Origin of the sequence: Fluviicola chungangensis (assembly GCF_007558725.1) — a bacterium.
Lineage (GTDB): Bacteria > Bacteroidota > Bacteroidia > Flavobacteriales_D > Crocinitomicaceae > Fluviicola > Fluviicola chungangensis.
This window is the reverse complement of sequence record NZ_VLPL01000007.1, coordinates 28,151-42,801: the sequence shown is the minus strand read 5'-3', so window position 1 is coordinate 42,801 and position 14,651 is coordinate 28,151. Positions and strand designations below refer to the sequence as shown.

The 14,651-nt window shown below is 41.9% G+C and carries 16 protein-coding genes; 7 read left to right on the top strand and 9 right to left on the bottom strand.

Features of this window, described 5'->3' with window-relative positions; translation table 11 throughout:
* Positions 1–22 precede the first annotated feature (22 nt).
* Both FO442_RS13730 and FO442_RS13725 read right to left on the bottom strand, forming a co-directional pair.
* On the bottom strand, positions 23–784 hold the full coding sequence (locus tag FO442_RS13730; RefSeq protein ID WP_144333780.1) for an ABC transporter ATP-binding protein: 762 nt from the start codon (positions 782–784) through the stop codon (positions 23–25).
* Positions 784–1,524: an MlaE family ABC transporter permease gene (locus FO442_RS13725; protein WP_144333779.1), complete on the bottom strand. Its 741-nt coding sequence runs from the start codon at positions 1,522–1,524 to the stop codon at positions 784–786. The genes FO442_RS13730 and FO442_RS13725 overlap by 1 nt, the downstream gene beginning before the upstream one ends.
* Positions 1,525–1,731: 207 nt before the next feature.
* Here FO442_RS13725 and FO442_RS13720 point away from each other — a divergent pair, with 207 nt between their 5' ends.
* Together FO442_RS13720 and FO442_RS13715 are read left to right on the top strand one after the other, a co-directional pair.
* Positions 1,732–2,379 (top strand): SprT family zinc-dependent metalloprotease, encoded by a 648-nt coding sequence (locus FO442_RS13720; protein ID WP_144333778.1) that lies wholly within the window; start codon positions 1,732–1,734, stop codon positions 2,377–2,379.
* Positions 2,369–3,457, top strand: coding sequence for a mannose-1-phosphate guanylyltransferase (locus tag FO442_RS13715; RefSeq protein ID WP_144333777.1), 1,089 nt, complete (start codon positions 2,369–2,371; stop codon positions 3,455–3,457). Before FO442_RS13720 ends, FO442_RS13715 begins: the two co-directional genes overlap by 11 nt.
* A 76-nt stretch (positions 3,458–3,533) precedes the next feature.
* On the opposite strand, the gene FO442_RS13710 is transcribed toward FO442_RS13715, so the two are convergent.
* From FO442_RS13710 to FO442_RS13695, 4 genes are all read right to left on the bottom strand, one after another.
* Positions 3,534–4,241, bottom strand: coding sequence for a carboxypeptidase-like regulatory domain-containing protein (locus tag FO442_RS13710; protein WP_186280127.1), 708 nt, complete (start codon positions 4,239–4,241; stop codon positions 3,534–3,536).
* 141 nt (positions 4,242–4,382) lie between these two features.
* Complete coding sequence (locus FO442_RS13705; protein ID WP_144333775.1) at positions 4,383–4,988, bottom strand: NifU family protein; 606 nt, start codon at positions 4,986–4,988, stop codon at positions 4,383–4,385.
* A gap of 176 nt (positions 4,989–5,164) precedes the next feature.
* Complete coding sequence (locus FO442_RS13700) at positions 5,165–6,034, bottom strand: cation diffusion facilitator family transporter (protein WP_144333774.1); 870 nt, start codon at positions 6,032–6,034, stop codon at positions 5,165–5,167.
* Positions 6,031–6,426 (bottom strand): Fur family transcriptional regulator, encoded by a 396-nt coding sequence (locus tag FO442_RS13695; protein WP_144333773.1) that lies wholly within the window; start codon positions 6,424–6,426, stop codon positions 6,031–6,033. Before FO442_RS13695 ends, FO442_RS13700 begins: the two co-directional genes overlap by 4 nt.
* A 105-nt stretch (positions 6,427–6,531) precedes the next feature.
* Between FO442_RS13695 and FO442_RS13690 the strand changes: the two genes are divergently transcribed.
* The 3 genes from FO442_RS13690 to FO442_RS13680 are packed head-to-tail and all read left to right on the top strand — an operon-like array spanning position 6,532 to position 9,605.
* On the top strand, positions 6,532–6,981 hold the full coding sequence (locus FO442_RS13690) for a hypothetical protein (protein ID WP_144333772.1): 450 nt from the start codon (positions 6,532–6,534) through the stop codon (positions 6,979–6,981).
* A gap of 48 nt (positions 6,982–7,029) precedes the next feature.
* Positions 7,030–9,246, top strand: a complete 2,217-nt coding sequence (locus FO442_RS13685; RefSeq protein WP_144333771.1) for a TonB-dependent receptor — start codon at positions 7,030–7,032, stop codon at positions 9,244–9,246.
* Between the two features lie 11 nt (positions 9,247–9,257).
* Positions 9,258–9,605, top strand: coding sequence for a heavy-metal-associated domain-containing protein (locus FO442_RS13680; RefSeq protein ID WP_186280125.1), 348 nt, complete (start codon positions 9,258–9,260; stop codon positions 9,603–9,605).
* A gap of 55 nt (positions 9,606–9,660) precedes the next feature.
* Here the strand turns inward: FO442_RS13680 and FO442_RS13675 are convergent, their stop codons facing one another.
* Positions 9,661–10,029, bottom strand: a complete 369-nt coding sequence (locus tag FO442_RS13675; RefSeq protein WP_144333769.1) for a hypothetical protein — start codon at positions 10,027–10,029, stop codon at positions 9,661–9,663.
* An 82-nt stretch (positions 10,030–10,111) separates the two neighbouring features.
* Between FO442_RS13675 and FO442_RS13670 the strand changes: the two genes are divergently transcribed.
* Complete coding sequence (locus FO442_RS13670) at positions 10,112–10,444, top strand: MmcQ/YjbR family DNA-binding protein (protein ID WP_144333768.1); 333 nt, start codon at positions 10,112–10,114, stop codon at positions 10,442–10,444.
* Here the strand turns inward: FO442_RS13670 and FO442_RS13665 are convergent.
* The gene (locus tag FO442_RS13665) at positions 10,439–11,083 is read right to left on the bottom strand and encodes a DUF4919 domain-containing protein (protein ID WP_144333767.1); all 645 of its coding nucleotides are present in this window, start codon (positions 11,081–11,083) and stop codon (positions 10,439–10,441) included. The two genes, FO442_RS13670 and FO442_RS13665, sit on opposite strands and share 6 nt — an antisense overlap.
* Positions 11,084–11,127: 44 nt before the next feature.
* Positions 11,128–13,308: a cation:proton antiporter gene (locus tag FO442_RS13660; RefSeq protein WP_144333766.1), complete on the bottom strand. Its 2,181-nt coding sequence runs from the start codon at positions 13,306–13,308 to the stop codon at positions 11,128–11,130.
* Between the two features lie 239 nt (positions 13,309–13,547).
* Between FO442_RS13660 and FO442_RS13655 the strand changes: the two genes are divergently transcribed.
* Positions 13,548–14,513, top strand: a complete 966-nt coding sequence (locus tag FO442_RS13655) for a proline and serine-rich protein 1 family protein (RefSeq protein ID WP_144333765.1) — start codon at positions 13,548–13,550, stop codon at positions 14,511–14,513.
* The last annotated feature ends 138 nt before the right edge of the window (positions 14,514–14,651 follow it).

Below are 14,651 nucleotides of genomic sequence, written 5' to 3'. Positions count from 1 at the left end.
GTCTGCCGGTGGATAGAACGAGTTAATGTTTTTTCAAGGTTTCTTTGATCTCCTTCATGAAGTCTGAAGCAAATACGAAATCATTGATTTCCTTATTGTCTGTCATAATGATCGATTTGCGGTCTCCCTGCCACCAATTCTGGCCTTGATTAATGAAAATGACGCTTTCCCCGATCTCGATTACGGAATTCATATCGTGCGTAATAACGATCGTGGTGATTTCATATTCATGAGTAATCTCCCGGATGAGGTTATCAATCAGGATCGATGTTTGCGGGTCCAGTCCGGAATTCGGTTCATCACAGAAAAGGTATTTTGGATTCATGGAAATGGCGCGTGCAATGGCAATCCGTTTTTGCATACCCCCGGAGCATTCTGCGGGAAATAATTTGTTTCTTCCTGCCAGGTTTACACGCTCCAGGCAAAAATCCACACGTTCCTGCATTTCTTTCCGGGTCATTTTTGTAAACATGGTTAAGGGGAACATAATATTCTGCTCCACCGTCATGGAATCAAAAAGTGCTGACCCCTGGAATAACATCCCGATTTCCTTCCTGATATCCTTTCGCTGCAAACGGTCCATTTTTGTGAAATCCCTACCGTCATATAAGACTTGACCGGAATCTACCTCATGCAGTCCGACAATACATTTTGCGAGTACTGATTTACCAGAGCCTGATTGACCGATGATCAGGTTTACTTTTCCCTTTTCAAAGGTAGCACTTACATCTTTCAGGATTTGATTATCGCCAAAAGTTTTATTGATGTTGATTACTTCAATCATTACAATAAGAACATTTGAGTTAAGAAGAAATTCGCAATCAAAATGGCAACACTGGCACTTACTACTGCTTCGGTAGAAGATTTACCCACATCGAGTGATCCGCCTTTTGTGTAATAGCCTTTGAAAGATGCGATTGAAGTAATGAGGAAGGCAAATACGACTGTTTTCGTCAAAGCATACACGATATCACTGTCTCTATAAAAAAAACGGATACCGTAAATATATGTTTCCGTAGAGGAAAGTCCCGAAAGTTTCAGTGCCAACCAACCTCCGATCAAACTTAAACCGATAGAGAAAATAATCAATACCGGAAAGAAGATCATAGCTGAAGTAACTTTTGGAAGTACGAGGTAACTCAAGGAGTTTACACCCATAATTTCCAATGCATCGATTTGTTCCGTAACACGCATGGTTCCAACCTCCGAAGCAATATTTGATCCTACTTTTCCTGCCAGGATCAGGGAAATAATGGTAGGTGAAAATTCCAGAATCGTAGACGAACGGGTAATGTAACCGACCGTGTAAGTTGGAAGCAGGGGATTATCCATATTGGAAGCAGTCTGTAATGCAATTACAGCGCCCATGAAGGCAGACATCAATGCAACGATTGGAATTGACTTAATCCCGATCAATTCCATTTCTTCAAAAAAACGTCTGCGGAATATTCTCCATTTTTCTGGCTTCGAAAACACGATCCACAACATCATGAAATACTTGCCGATATTTTGTATTATTCCCATTTCGGATATAAAGTTAAAAGAAATCTGCTATCTACGGAATTGAAAATTGAAAATGTAAAATTGAAAAGAATTTATAACATGGGAAGATTTTTGGTCGTTTTCAATGGTCAATCATCTTTTTCAATAAACGAATTATTCACTGTTCCCGATTCATAACTTCTTCTGCAACACCGGATCTCGCATTCAAAATCAACGTAATTTTGTCACGTGGAAGCAAAACCTACGAAAAAGGAAAAATACATCAGGCAATTGAAACCATATTTACCCGCGGGTTTCGAAGAAATGGTAGCTGAACTGCTGCTCAGTCACCCGGTGCGTTTTGCCATCACCAATCCGCGTGCTACCAAACTGGGAGATTACCGGGCTCCGCAACAAGGAGAAACATTTCATCGCATTTCCGTCAACGGAAATTTGAATCCGTATAATTTTTTGATCACAACGCTCCACGAATTTGCCCATTTGCGGGTCTATCTTCAGTTCGGTTTCCGGATCAAACCACATGGCGAAGAATGGAAATCCGAGTTCCGAAAATTATTGTGGCCAGCCATTCAAACGGGATTGCTGCCAAAAGATATCGAAATCGCTTTGATGAGCAGCCTGACAAATATGAAAGCTTCTTCCTGCACGGATACCCAATTATCACGCGTGTTGAGGCAATACGACAAGCGGGAAGGCGGGGAGATTGTACTTGAAGAAATTCCAAAAAATGCTACTTTTGTTTTGCAGGGAAAAACCTTCGTGAAGGGGGAATTGCGACGCACGCGTTTTTTATGTACGGAGGTACCTTCAAAACGCCAGTTCTTAATTCATTCGCTTGCAACTGTTCAACTTTTAGAAAACATACATGAAAGATAATTACTGTGTGATCATGGCCGGTGGAATCGGAAGCCGGTTCTGGCCGATGTCGACTGTCCAACGCCCAAAACAATTTTTAGATGTTCTCGGAATCGGAAAATCCTTGTTGCGAATGACTTTTGAGCGTTTATTGCACATTGCACCGGCTGAGAATATTTACATCGTGACGAACGCGAATTATTTTTCTTTGGTCAAAGAACAACTCCCTGAATTGAGTGACGGTCAGATCTTAACAGAACCTGAGCGAAAGAATACAGCTCCGTGCATTACCTATGCAGCTGCGAAAATTCATGCCTTGAATCCGAATGCAACCCTGGTTGTTGCGCCATCGGACCATTTGATCCTGAAAGAAGATAAATTCACAGAAATTGTCCATACGGCAATTGCAACGGCAAATAAAGAAGATCGTTTGGTTACGCTGGGAATTAAACCGACACGTCCTGATACGGGGTATGGTTACATTGAATTCATTGAAGATGGAGATATTCTTCCCGGACAAGTGAAAGATGTAAAGCACTTTACGGAAAAACCGAACCGTGAATTGGCGGAAATTTTCTTAAGAAGCGGGAATTACTATTGGAATTCCGGAATTTTTATCTGGCGGGCAAAAACCATTTTGAATGCATTGGAAAAGTTCAAACCGGAATTATTCCATTTGTTCACGGACCAATCGGGGAAATACAATACACCCGAAGAGCAAGCTTATGTGAATGCTTCATTTGCGGCGTGTGAGGATATTTCGATCGATTTTGCAGTAATGGAAAATGCGAAGAATGTGGATGTTGTCCTTGCAAATTTCGATTGGTCGGATTTGGGAACCTGGGGAAGTTTGTATTCACACCTGGAAAAAGATTACAATGGGAATGCAGTGATCGGGGATCATGTTCATATGATTAATTCGGAAAATTGCATTGTAAACCTGCCGAGCAATAAACTGGCTTTGATCCAGGGATTAGAAAATTACATTATTGTCGAATCGGATAACATGCTGATGATCCTGAATCAGCACGACGAGCAGAATCTGAAGAAATACATGGCTCCGATGGAAGAAGCGAGCCCGGAATTCTTTCCGAAATAAAAGTGTTGAATTACCTGAAAAACAGTGGGCATGTGATTAATCACATGCCCACGTGTTGTTTTGTAAAGGATGGTTTTTATGGTCTGTTATTGTATTCTCTTAGCAGATCGAAGTAGCTTAATGTTTCCATTACCACGACACCACCGGTCGTATCTCCGTATTTTGCAGGAATTGCTCCGGAATATACCATCACGTATCCAAGTGCGGCACTCGGTACATTTTGCACGTCGTTCATTTTTACCCCGTCAATGTAGTTGATCACATCTCCTTTGCGTGCTCCGCGGAAGATCAATTGTCCGTCATCCGTTAATTTGACATCGGAAGTCATTGCCGCAACCATTTGCTTTGCATTGAACTTCACGGGCATGTGCTGGATGTCTTTTTTGGTTAATTTGATTTCAGGAGCAACTCCGGTTGTAAGTCTGTAGATTGGTGCAGTAATATCGATAACATCAATAACTGTAGTACTAGTTTGTGCAACAATTCCGGTATTTCCAAAACCATCAGGAGCTACGTCAACAGTATTTTTAGCGTAGGTAGTATCTCCATCATAAATAAAAAATACCTGGTAAACTCCGGCCGGAACGGCTGAGATGCGGAATCGGCCGTCTTCATCTGTTATGGCTTTAAAAAACTGGTCTCCGCGCGTTGTTACGGCGTATGCACCGAAGATTCCTTCTTTTTTGTCCGGGGTTGTAAAAGTTCCGATGATGTCCCCGAACGTGTTTTGAGCAAAAGTGATTCCTGTCAGAAAAAATGCTGCGATAAATGTGATTGTTTTCATGATCTGATTTTTTAATTGATTTCTATAGAGATGCCGGTCAAATAGAAATTCCATAAATACACATGAAAAAAATCAAAAAGGGTATAAAAGCAGTGGGCACGCGATTAATCGCGTGCCCACCAGTTTTTTATAATTGTTTATTTACAAGGATTCAGCAACGACCTCTTTTACATCCGGCAAATGCTGTTTCAATAAATTTTCGATTCCACCTTTCAAGGTAGCCGTACTGGAAGGACAACCCGAACAGGCACCGCGAAGTGCAACCGTAACTGTTCCTTCTTCAAATCCAACAAAGTCAATCGCACCACCGTCACCTTCAACTGCCGGGCGAACATATTCATCCAATAACGCACGGATCGCATCATCGTATTCGGACGGAGCATATTCTTTCGCCGGTTTTGCATCTGCATCAGTGGAAACCTTTGGTTTCGCAACGGGCATTTGGATCAGAATATCTTTTCCTTCAACAATCCAGTTCTTGACAAATTCGCGTAACTCCATGGTTACGAAATCCCAGGAAATGCTATCGTTCTTTGCGATGGTAACAAAATTGGCAGTGATAAAAACGGTTTTCACGAACGGAAAATGAAATAATTCTTCCGCCAATGGAGAATATCCTTTGGCTTCTGAGCCTGAATGAAATTCAACCGACTCCCCGTTAATAAGCAAATATTTGTTTGCAACGAATTTCATCGTGTTTGGATTGGGAGTCATTTCAACATATACTGTAACTGGAACTGATGTCATGATGTTTGTTTATTTTATGGTACAAAGATACTTCAAATTGAAAATGTAGAATTGAAAATGGAGAAGTTTTGTGAATGAGTGTCAAGACTATGAGCTTCAGGAGTCAAGATTTTTTGTTATTCGAATTAAAAGTCCGTAAAAGTCTTTTCAATTTTAACATTTTCAATTCTCAATTGTCAGGCCGGTTCCACGTGTACTAAAATGTCTTCAATTTCCGGAATTTCATCCATCAAATGTTTTTTCAGGTTATGGGCGATCGTATGTCCCTGGTCGACGCTTAGATTTCCCTTGACGTGAATGTGCAAATCTACCCAATAGCGCATCCCTGATTTTCGGACCAAACATTTTTCCGTATCAATAATTCCTGCTACTTCTTTGGATTTTTCACGAATTACCAGGATGAATTCATCGTGTACGTGTTCGTCCATGATTTCGCCAAGAGCCGGCCGGAATATTTTATAGGCATTGTAAAAAATGATCAGTGAAGCAATCAACGCGGCCCAATCGTCTGCCTGGGCCCAGGAATCACCTTTGTAGACTGCAATTGCTATTCCGACAAAAGCACATGCCGATGTAATGGCGTCGCTTCGGTGATGCCATGCATCGGCTTTTAAGGAAGTACTTCCGACTTCTTTACTTGATTGGTAAACAAAACGAAAGAATAATTCCTTTACCAGGATGATTGCGCCGATAAACCAAAGGGTATAAGGTGCCGGAGCTTTGTGGGGTGTCTGAATGTTATGAATACTTTCGATGATAATCAGGGTTGCCGAGGCCACGAGGAATCCCACGACAACGAATGTGATCAGGGGTTCTACTTTGCCGTGTCCGTATGGATGATTCTCATCCGGCGGCCGTTTGGCATATCGAAATCCCACAATCACCAAAGCAGAAGCAAAAACATCGCCCGTTGATTCGATAGCGTCGGCAATTAGGGCGTACGAATTTCCGAAATATCCTACCAGGGCTTTGACTGCGGCCATGACGAAATTACCGATCAAACTGAACCAGGCAGTCTTTTCCGCTTTTTCGTGATTGAGACTCATTTTTTGGAGTCTTTACAGTTGGGGCAAATTCCGGAGATCGTGAAGAAAGTTTCTTCCGCCTGAAATCCCTCAGGAAGTGAAAAAGAAGGAATAACCTGGTCCAAACAGGTTAATTCACCACATACCCTGCAGCTGAAGTGAATATGTTCGTGATCGTGTTCCTGATCGTGATTACAAGTAGAACATGCAGCGTAATTCACCACTCCGTTGACATTGACAATTTTGTGGATTAGGCCATCGTCCAACAAGCGGTCTAAAACCCGGTAAATGGTTACGCGGTCACACAATCCGTTCAATTTGTGTTGGATAGCAGGTTGAGACAACGCTACATTTGAATCGTTAATAAGTTCCAGAATAGCACTTCTGGCGGCTGTATTTCTTGTTGTCTTCATTTTGATTATCAGGATAGCAAAAGTACAAAGTTTAATTCGTTGGCATTTCAAGTTAGTTGTTTTTTGTGAATTTATCTGAACTTCTTTTTTCGTACTTTTGATTCGATGAAACGCATGCTTCAAATGGGGATGATTGTGGTTGTGCTGATGGGAACCATCGGGATACCTTTCTATCAACATACCTGCTTGCATGAGAACAGGGTTCTGAAATCTGTTTTTGTTCCCTCAAATATGTGTTCGGAAGAACACCACCAAAAGATGGAAAAACCGGATTGTTGTGCAGCTAAGCAGGTTCGTTCAACTCCATCTCACGGTGAAACGGTTTCCGATAATTGTTGCCTGGATGAAGTTTCCAACTGGCAGTTCTCATTTTTCTTCTTTCAGAGTGTCCATCCGATCTTTGCTGAAGTATTGGAAGAAGTTTCCATTCTTTCTTTTTTCTCCCATTTCGAAACGGTGCGGGCGACCGAAGACACTGAATTATTCTCCGGATCGGATCCACCTGCTTTAACAAGTCTTCAGCGATTAACTCATTTGTGTATTTGGCGTCTGTAATTCCTTCCTTTTGAAACAAAAGCGAAGTTGAATTAAACGTGAAGAACAATGAAATATGCCATACTCGGTTTTTTCCTGTTTTTTCTTTCTTTCAGTCAGGCCCAGCTTCAAGGGATTGTCTTTGGAATAAAGAATGGCGGAAAAATCCAGCTTAAACAAGCGAAAATTATTCTAAGAAAAGCCCAGATACAAGTCTATAGCGAAGAAAACGGACGGTTTGAAATCATACTGCCCAAGGAGCTGCCGGACGTACTGGTCGTTTCAGCTCCCGGTTATGAAAGCGATTCTGTTATTGTAACAAAAGAGGACCGTTTCTCCGGATTGGAAATTACTCTTTTTGAAATCGATGAGTTGGATGAAGTAGTAGTTGAATTCAAACAGGATTCCAAAACATTTTCCCGTTTGAAACCGTTGCAGGTGGAGAACCTGGGCGAAGGGGAATTGAAAAAAGCAGCTTGCTGTAACTTGTCGGAATCTTTTGAAACGAATGCGACTGTAGATGTGAATTTCACGGATGCTGTTTCAGGTGCAAAGAAAATCCAGTTATTGGGATTGGATGGTGTCTACACGCAATTGCAAATGGAAAACATTCCGTTCCTAACCGGTTTGGAAAGCAGTTTCGGCTTGAATTCCGTTCCGGGGACCTGGGTGGAATCTATCCAGATTACCAAAGGAACGGGTTCGGTTGTAAACGGCTATGAATCGATGGCCGGATTGATCAATGTCGAATTCCGCAAGCCAACTACCATGCAACGCTTTTTTGTGAACGGATATGGTTCCAGTTTGGGAAGAGCAGAATTGAATGTTCACGGAGGGCAGATGATCAATGATAAATGGAGCACCGGAACGTTTGCACATGTTTCTACCCTGCAAAGTGAATGGGACAGAAATAACGACGGATTTCGGGATGCGCCCCTGAGTAAATCTGGTTCTTTTATGAATCGCTGGGAGTATACCGGCAAAAAATTTGAGACCAGGTTTGGGGTGAACGGGTATTACGATCAACGGTTGGGAGGCCAATTATACGGTCTTGCAAATCGATATCGTGCTGAAACAACCAACCAACACGCGGAACTTTTTGCCAAAACAGGATTTTTATTTCCCAAAAAGCCTTACCAAAGTTTTGGAATAGTTTACCAATTCAAATACCATCAGTCGGACGGATTGTATGGCTTGAGAGATTTCGGTGGAAAGGAATTGCGCGGATATATCAATGCTATTTTTGATGGAATTATCGGAACGACTTCACATAAGTACAAAGTGGGAGTTTCAGCAGTCGGTCAGGATTTGCACCAACACATTGATTCGGCCAATTTCAACCGCAATGTAATTACTCCGGGAGCCTTCCTGGAATACACGTATACCGGAACCCGACTGGTTTTGGTAGCCGGAATGCGAGCCGATTTTCAAACAGCTTTCGGAGATCAAAAAGAGAAATTCCAGTTTTCACCTCGCGTACATGCAAAGTATACACTGGATGAATTCACGGATCTTCGCTTGACCACCGGGAAATCGTGGAGATTGCCGACCGTGGTAATGGATAACTCTTCTTTACTGGCGACCTCCAAAACCTGGGTTGTAAACGGCAGTAACGAACAGGAAGAAGTATGGAACTCCGGGGTTTCGGTTGTCCGGACGATGAGGTGGTGGAATCGTTCCGCAAGTATTTCCGCTGATTTTTATTATGCGCGTTTTACGAAGCAACTGATCATTGATCGCGAGCAATCGACCGATTCGATCTTCTTCGGTTTCCAGAGAAATATTTCCAGAAGTAGTACTTTTCAAACAGAATTGAGTTTTATGCCCTGGAGAACAATCACTTTCCGGCTGGCATACAAATACCTGGAAGTAAAAGCTGATTATGTCGGAAGTTTGAGACAACAAGTAATGATTCCGCAACACCGCGGCTTGTTTAATGTGGCTTTTGCAAGCAGGAACAAGAAATGGGAAGTAGATGGTACGATTTCTGTATACAGTCCGATGCGTTTACCGGATGTTGCCTTACCGGACGGATCGTATTTAACCGATGAAAAAAGTAAAGTCGTACCGGTTGGATTGGCACAAATTACACGTCATTTCAAACGTTGGGACCTGTATGTAGGAGGGGAAAACCTGTTTAACTTCAGGCAAAAAAATCCGATCATTAGTGCGAATAATCCGTATGATCCGACATTCGATGCGACCCGGGTTTGGGCGCCGGTGATGGGAACGGTAGTTTATGCAGGATTTAGATATGAGATAAAAAGAAAAGTAGAGAAAAAGTAAACCAATGAATGATGAAAAATAGCTTGTTATTATTAGTCTTTTTGTTTGTGGCTGGTTTTGGATTCAGCCAGAAACCGGCAGCAAAAACAGAAACTGTTGTGATTCTTACGAGTGCCGAATGTGACGAATGCAAAGAACGCATTGAAGGCGCTTTGAATTATACCAAAGGAGTGAAATTCGCAGAATTAGATGTACCCTCGCGGAAATTAACTGTAAAGTTCAAAAATGACGTGATTACATTAGAGGAGATCAAGAAACAAATCTCGGCTCTTGGATATAATGCCGATGAGGTATTAGCAGATCCGGCAGCGTATGAAAAGTTGCCTGCTTGTTGCAAAGCGGGTGGAATGGAACATTAATCGGTTCGATGGTTGACCAGCATCCTGATTCCTTCAATGGGGTCAGGATTTTTTGTTACCCGCCTATTTTGAACGAAGCATTACTGATCAGCAAGGCGATTGCCAAAGGAACAATGAGTAGTGCACTGGTTTGAGCCAGGCCGATCAGGAGAAATTTGGACTGATCTTTTTTCGCATATTTCACAATGATCACAATACTTGTCCAGAACCAAAAGACCAGGATGGAAATTCCACTGACGATCATGTGAAGGAGCCCGTCCAGGTAATCATGCTGCAATAGAAAGGAAAATATGAAACTGAAAATAACTCCCGCCAGGTAAACCAAAACAACGGGAAGAATCAATTTGTTTCCCGGCTGTTGAATTAATCGGTGGAACCAGATTATGCAGGTAATGAAGGCAATAAAATTGAGAACAATAGCCATGGGATGTCTGAATATTTTAAAAGCAATTAAAAATTACTTCTATAACAAGGAAACGGTATATTCGTTAACAAGTTGCTATATCATGACGAATTTTTCGATGCTTTCCGCTTATGCGCTTTCCCTGCCTGAAGCTACGGAAGAACCTCATTTTGAGAAGCGTTCTTACCGGGTGAAAAAGAAAATCTTCGCGACGGTCAGTTTGGATGAAGCCTTTTTTGTGGTCAAACTGACTACTTTGCAGCAATCGCTTTTTTGTAAATGGGATGAAAGTGCTTGTCACCCCGTTCCGAACAAATGGGGCTTACAAGGCTGGACACGCGTTTACTTTGAAAAAGTAGAAGAAGACTTTTTGAAAGACATTGTGAAGACTTCTTATTCGAATGTGGCACCGAAGAAGTTGGTGGATTTATTATAGTCCCAGTTTTTTATAACCTTCGAACACTTTTGTCGTCTCGAAATAATACGTTTTCTTTTTGCCGTCTATTTTCACATCCATGCGATCACACAAACCACCTTTCCGTTCAATACTTTGCTCCTGTAATTCTGCATCGATCATCTGGAGAATAAAGTATTCTTCCGAAACTTGAATAACAGGCCATGCAGTTTCACAGCTTTGACCATTTCCGTTTTTCACAATGGAGTTCAGGAGTCCGAATTGAATGGTTTTGTATTTGCGCGCATTCGCAGTATCTCCGATCATTTTATATGTCTGACGCAATATTTTGTGCGCCATCATATCGGTGTAATCGATACTCAGCATTTGTTTTGTGATTCTTATTACACCCAGCGTATCCGAATTGTCCATACATGCATACATTGCTTTTTTAAGGCTATCGGATTCTTCTGTTTTATTGCTGGCGATAACGAACTGTTTGCTTTCAATAAACTGATAACGAAAATCCTGGTAATTGATGTCTGTTTCACCCGATTCCAATTGTTTTACAAGTTCACAGTATGTGTCTTTGAATGGAGGAACAACTACTTCGGTTGAATTTTGCGCCAAAGAAACGAAGCTTGCGCAGAATAGGATGATTAGTAAAAATTGATTTTTCATGGGAGTGTATTTGATGGTGAAGATAAAGAACTTTGATGAATGGATTACTCCTCATTTTTCTTAAACATTCCTCCAACCTCCTTCGATAGGCGCTGAATAGTTTCAACTCCGGCAGCAAGCGGGCTCCCGCTCATATCGTCATAGGCGGCGTAAGACAGATCGGATGCGCTTTGCGAAGGATAAATGAATACATAGTCCAGGTTGGTGTTTTCCTTTTCCATACGTTGAGGTAAAAATTCCATTCCGGTGAAGGCTGAAACGGACCCTTGACGTGCGAAAACCGAAATAAACAATTGATTATCACCAAAACCGGAAAGTTTCTCTACGATTTCTTCCGGGGATTCGATCGGGAAATGCATCAGATCCGCTGCAAATTTCCGGTAAGTTCGGTAAGCTTTGAATTTCTCAAAAGTTTCGCGGGTGCTGTACACATCGATGTCCAGGTTCAATTCCCTGGATATGCGCATTACACGTTCCAGCCATTGATTGCAGTCTTGCTCCAATTCGGCATAGGCCGGGCAAACCACGGAAATTTTTCGATAGCTTGAAAACGCATGGTTGAAGTGACAAAAGAAAACGGTCTTGTCGCACACGTTGAGCAAGTGGTCCCGGTCATCACCAATCAGTCTTTTCAACAGATTGATTTTCGAATTATCGTTGATCAGGACGATGTCAGCAACCAGTTCTTTTGAAACACGGGCAATTCCGCTGGACAGGTTGTGATCGATCGTGGCCATGGCGTGTACATTGATTTCGCCACTGTTGTAATGAGTAATAAAATCATCGATGTGTTTGCGGGAGCGGCGAATGCGCATTTCCGCTTCTTCATCGTTTTCCAGTACGCTAACCACAGAAATGGGGTTCATGACTGTTTTATCCGTAATCAGTACCGAAAAATCGAGCAGAGGTTCGTTTCCTTTCAATTCATTTGCTGCTACCAATACGTGTTGACTCCGCATGGAAGGTCCTTCCAGCGGTTCATTTTTGGTTTGAGAAATCAGGAGCTTCTTTCCGGCATTTTCCGTAACAAAGGAAGCGGTCATACTGGTAATCAGGATCAGGATAACGGTTCCGTTCACAATCTCAATATTCAGAATTCCCATGGTATATCCCACGTTGATCACGGCTAGTGTCGCAGCGGCATGTGCAGTACTGAGACCAAAAATAACCTGTCGTTCCGGCCTGCTCATTTTGAAAATAAGTTGGGTAATGAGGGCTGCCAAAAACTTACTGAAAATTGCAAAAGCGCTCAGTATCCCGGCAACCGCCCAGGCCCAGGGTTCGTTTGCCAGTGCCTTCACATTGACCACCATCCCGATGGAAATCAGGAAAAAGGGAATGAACAGGGCATTTCCGATAAACTCGATGCGGTTCATCAGGGTAGAAGAGTGGGGAATCAATCGGTTCATGACCAATCCCGCAACGAAAGCTCCGATGATCCCTTCAATTCCCGCTACTTCTGCTAAGAATGCTGCAAAGAATAAAATGGAGAGTACGTAAATGAATTGCGACGATTTTTCTGATTCGAGTTTGCTTAAAAACCAACGAGAGATTTTGGGAACTCCCCAAAACATGATTAAACTGAAAATGGAAAGGGTAATCCCCAAATGTGCCAAAACGCTGGTATTAATCACACCATGGTCCGATCCTGAAATCACAGCCAGGATAATCAGGACAGCTGTGTCTGTCAGAATGGTTCCCCCGATAGCAATAGCAACAGCTTCCATTTTGGAGATCCCGAATTTGGACACAATTGGATAGGCGACCAGTGTATGTGTGGCGAACATACTTGCTGTCAATAAGCTCGCAGTTTCATTTAATCCCAATGCATATCTGCAGGTCGGATACCCCAAAAGAAGCGGAATAAAAAAAGTGAGTGCGCCAAAAGCCAATGATTTATTGCGGTAGCGTCTGAATTCCTGCATATCGAGTTCCAAACCGGCCATGAACATAATGTAAAGCAAACCGATTTTGGCAAACATGTTCACAAATCCTGTTTTCATATTGGCTTCGGAGATTAACTGAAACCCGTTCGGTCCGATAATTACTCCTGAAATAATTAAACCGATCAAGGCCGGAATCTTTACTCTTCTAAGAATAATCGGAGAAAAGAGGATGATTAGCAAAAGCAGTGAGAAAGTAAGAATCGGGTTTTCCAAAGGCAATTTAAACTCGCCGAGGAGGTTCTGAAATTCTTTGGAAAATTGTTCAAATAACCCGTTCATCTCGTTGGAATATCTGCAACAAAAGTAATCGCATTTTTCACGAATTTATGCGATTCGGTGGTTTGAATTCAAAAAACTTATTTTTCAACCACTTCGGATTATTTACAGATTCTTTTTTGACCGAAATCTTAAAGCGTTTACTTTTGCGAAAGCAACAGGTGGAAAGTACGTTCCGAACAGTGTGAACGGGCTTTGGCATCGTTTTTGTTTTTCGCTAAAAAAAATTAAATTTGATTACTATGAAACATGTATTTACACTAATTATTTTATTGTTCCTTTCCCAATTTTCGAATGCTCAGCAAAATACCAATCTGGTTTTTTTCTCGGAGCAAGGGCAACAATTTTACATTATTTTGAACGGAATTCAGCAAAATGCGAATCCGGAAACCAATGTGCGCGTGACCAACCTGATCCAGCCTTATTACAAGGTAAAAGTGAAGTTTGCAGACGGAATTACTCCGGACATTGACAAAACACTCAATTTCAACGCAGGAACCGAAACAACCTATGCTATCCGGAGTTCAAACAAAGGAGAAATTGTTTTGAGATGGATGAGCGAAGTTCCTATTGCACAAGCTCCAAGACCAATGGCCGGACAAAATGTAATCGTTTATCACAGCACACCGATAAGCACTACCACTCAAACAACGGTGATTTCTAACACCACAACGAATCCGGGAACTTCCGACCAAATGAATGTGGGAATCAATGTCAACGATCCAACAACAGGTGGAGCGAATATCAACATGAACATCAATGTCAACGAAACCGGAATGAATACCCAAACTCAAAGCACAACCACCACTTATTCTACAACAACAACCACGACTTCCGGGAATACGGGTACGGTTGGTACGGTGCAAAATGGTTATGTTATGCCGGGTTACAATGGAAATGTAGGTTGCAACGGATATCCGATGGACGAAGCACGTTTTAATGAAGTGGTTAAGTCAATTGAGGCAAAGTCTTTTGATGATTCCCGATTGACCATGGCAAAACAAGTGATCAATACAAACTGTATGACCAGCAACCAGGTAAAGCGGTTGATGTTGTTATTCAGTTTTGAAGACACACGTTTGGATTTGGCTAAATACGCTTACGGATACACTTACGACATCGGGAATTACTACCAGCTGAATGATGCGTTCACATTTGAATCAAGTATTGATGAATTGAATACGTATACCAGTGGATTCAGAAGATAAGAATCTGCATAAAAAAATGAAGTCCCGTTTTGAATTCATCAGAACGGGATTTTTTTGTGAAGTAGAATTAAAATGAAGAAGATACTTCTCTGGTGAAAGGATTAATTAACCATTGGGTTGCTTCATTGGTGCATTTTA

Bases quoted from the DNA above. Each gene is read 5' to 3' on its own strand.
- FO442_RS13695 (WP_144333773.1), bottom strand. From the start codon at position 6,426: ATGAAGACAACAAGAAATACAGCCGCCAGAAGTGCTATTCTGGAACTT.
- FO442_RS13730 (WP_144333780.1), bottom strand. From the start codon at position 784: ATGATTGAAGTAATCAACATCAATAAAACTTTTGGCGATAATCAAATC.
- FO442_RS13705 (WP_144333775.1), bottom strand. From the start codon at position 4,988: ATGACATCAGTTCCAGTTACAGTATATGTTGAAATGACTCCCAATCCA.
- FO442_RS13665 (WP_144333767.1), bottom strand. From the start codon at position 11,083: ATGAAAAATCAATTTTTACTAATCATCCTATTCTGCGCAAGCTTCGTT.
- FO442_RS13680 (WP_186280125.1), top strand. From the start codon at position 9,258: ATGAAAAATAGCTTGTTATTATTAGTCTTTTTGTTTGTGGCTGGTTTT.
- FO442_RS13710 (WP_186280127.1), bottom strand. From the start codon at position 4,241: ATGAAAACAATCACATTTATCGCAGCATTTTTTCTGACAGGAATCACT.
- FO442_RS13675 (WP_144333769.1), bottom strand. From the start codon at position 10,029: ATGGCTATTGTTCTCAATTTTATTGCCTTCATTACCTGCATAATCTGG.
- FO442_RS13685 (WP_144333771.1), top strand. From the start codon at position 7,030: ATGAAATATGCCATACTCGGTTTTTTCCTGTTTTTTCTTTCTTTCAGT.
- FO442_RS13690 (WP_144333772.1), top strand. From the start codon at position 6,532: ATGAAACGCATGCTTCAAATGGGGATGATTGTGGTTGTGCTGATGGGA.
- FO442_RS13670 (WP_144333768.1), top strand. From the start codon at position 10,112: ATGACGAATTTTTCGATGCTTTCCGCTTATGCGCTTTCCCTGCCTGAA.
- FO442_RS13700 (WP_144333774.1), bottom strand. From the start codon at position 6,034: ATGAGTCTCAATCACGAAAAAGCGGAAAAGACTGCCTGGTTCAGTTTG.
- FO442_RS13660 (WP_144333766.1), bottom strand. From the start codon at position 13,308: ATGAACGGGTTATTTGAACAATTTTCCAAAGAATTTCAGAACCTCCTC.
- FO442_RS13725 (WP_144333779.1), bottom strand. From the start codon at position 1,524: ATGGGAATAATACAAAATATCGGCAAGTATTTCATGATGTTGTGGATC.
- FO442_RS13715 (WP_144333777.1), top strand. From the start codon at position 2,369: ATGAAAGATAATTACTGTGTGATCATGGCCGGTGGAATCGGAAGCCGG.
- FO442_RS13655 (WP_144333765.1), top strand. From the start codon at position 13,548: ATGAAACATGTATTTACACTAATTATTTTATTGTTCCTTTCCCAATTT.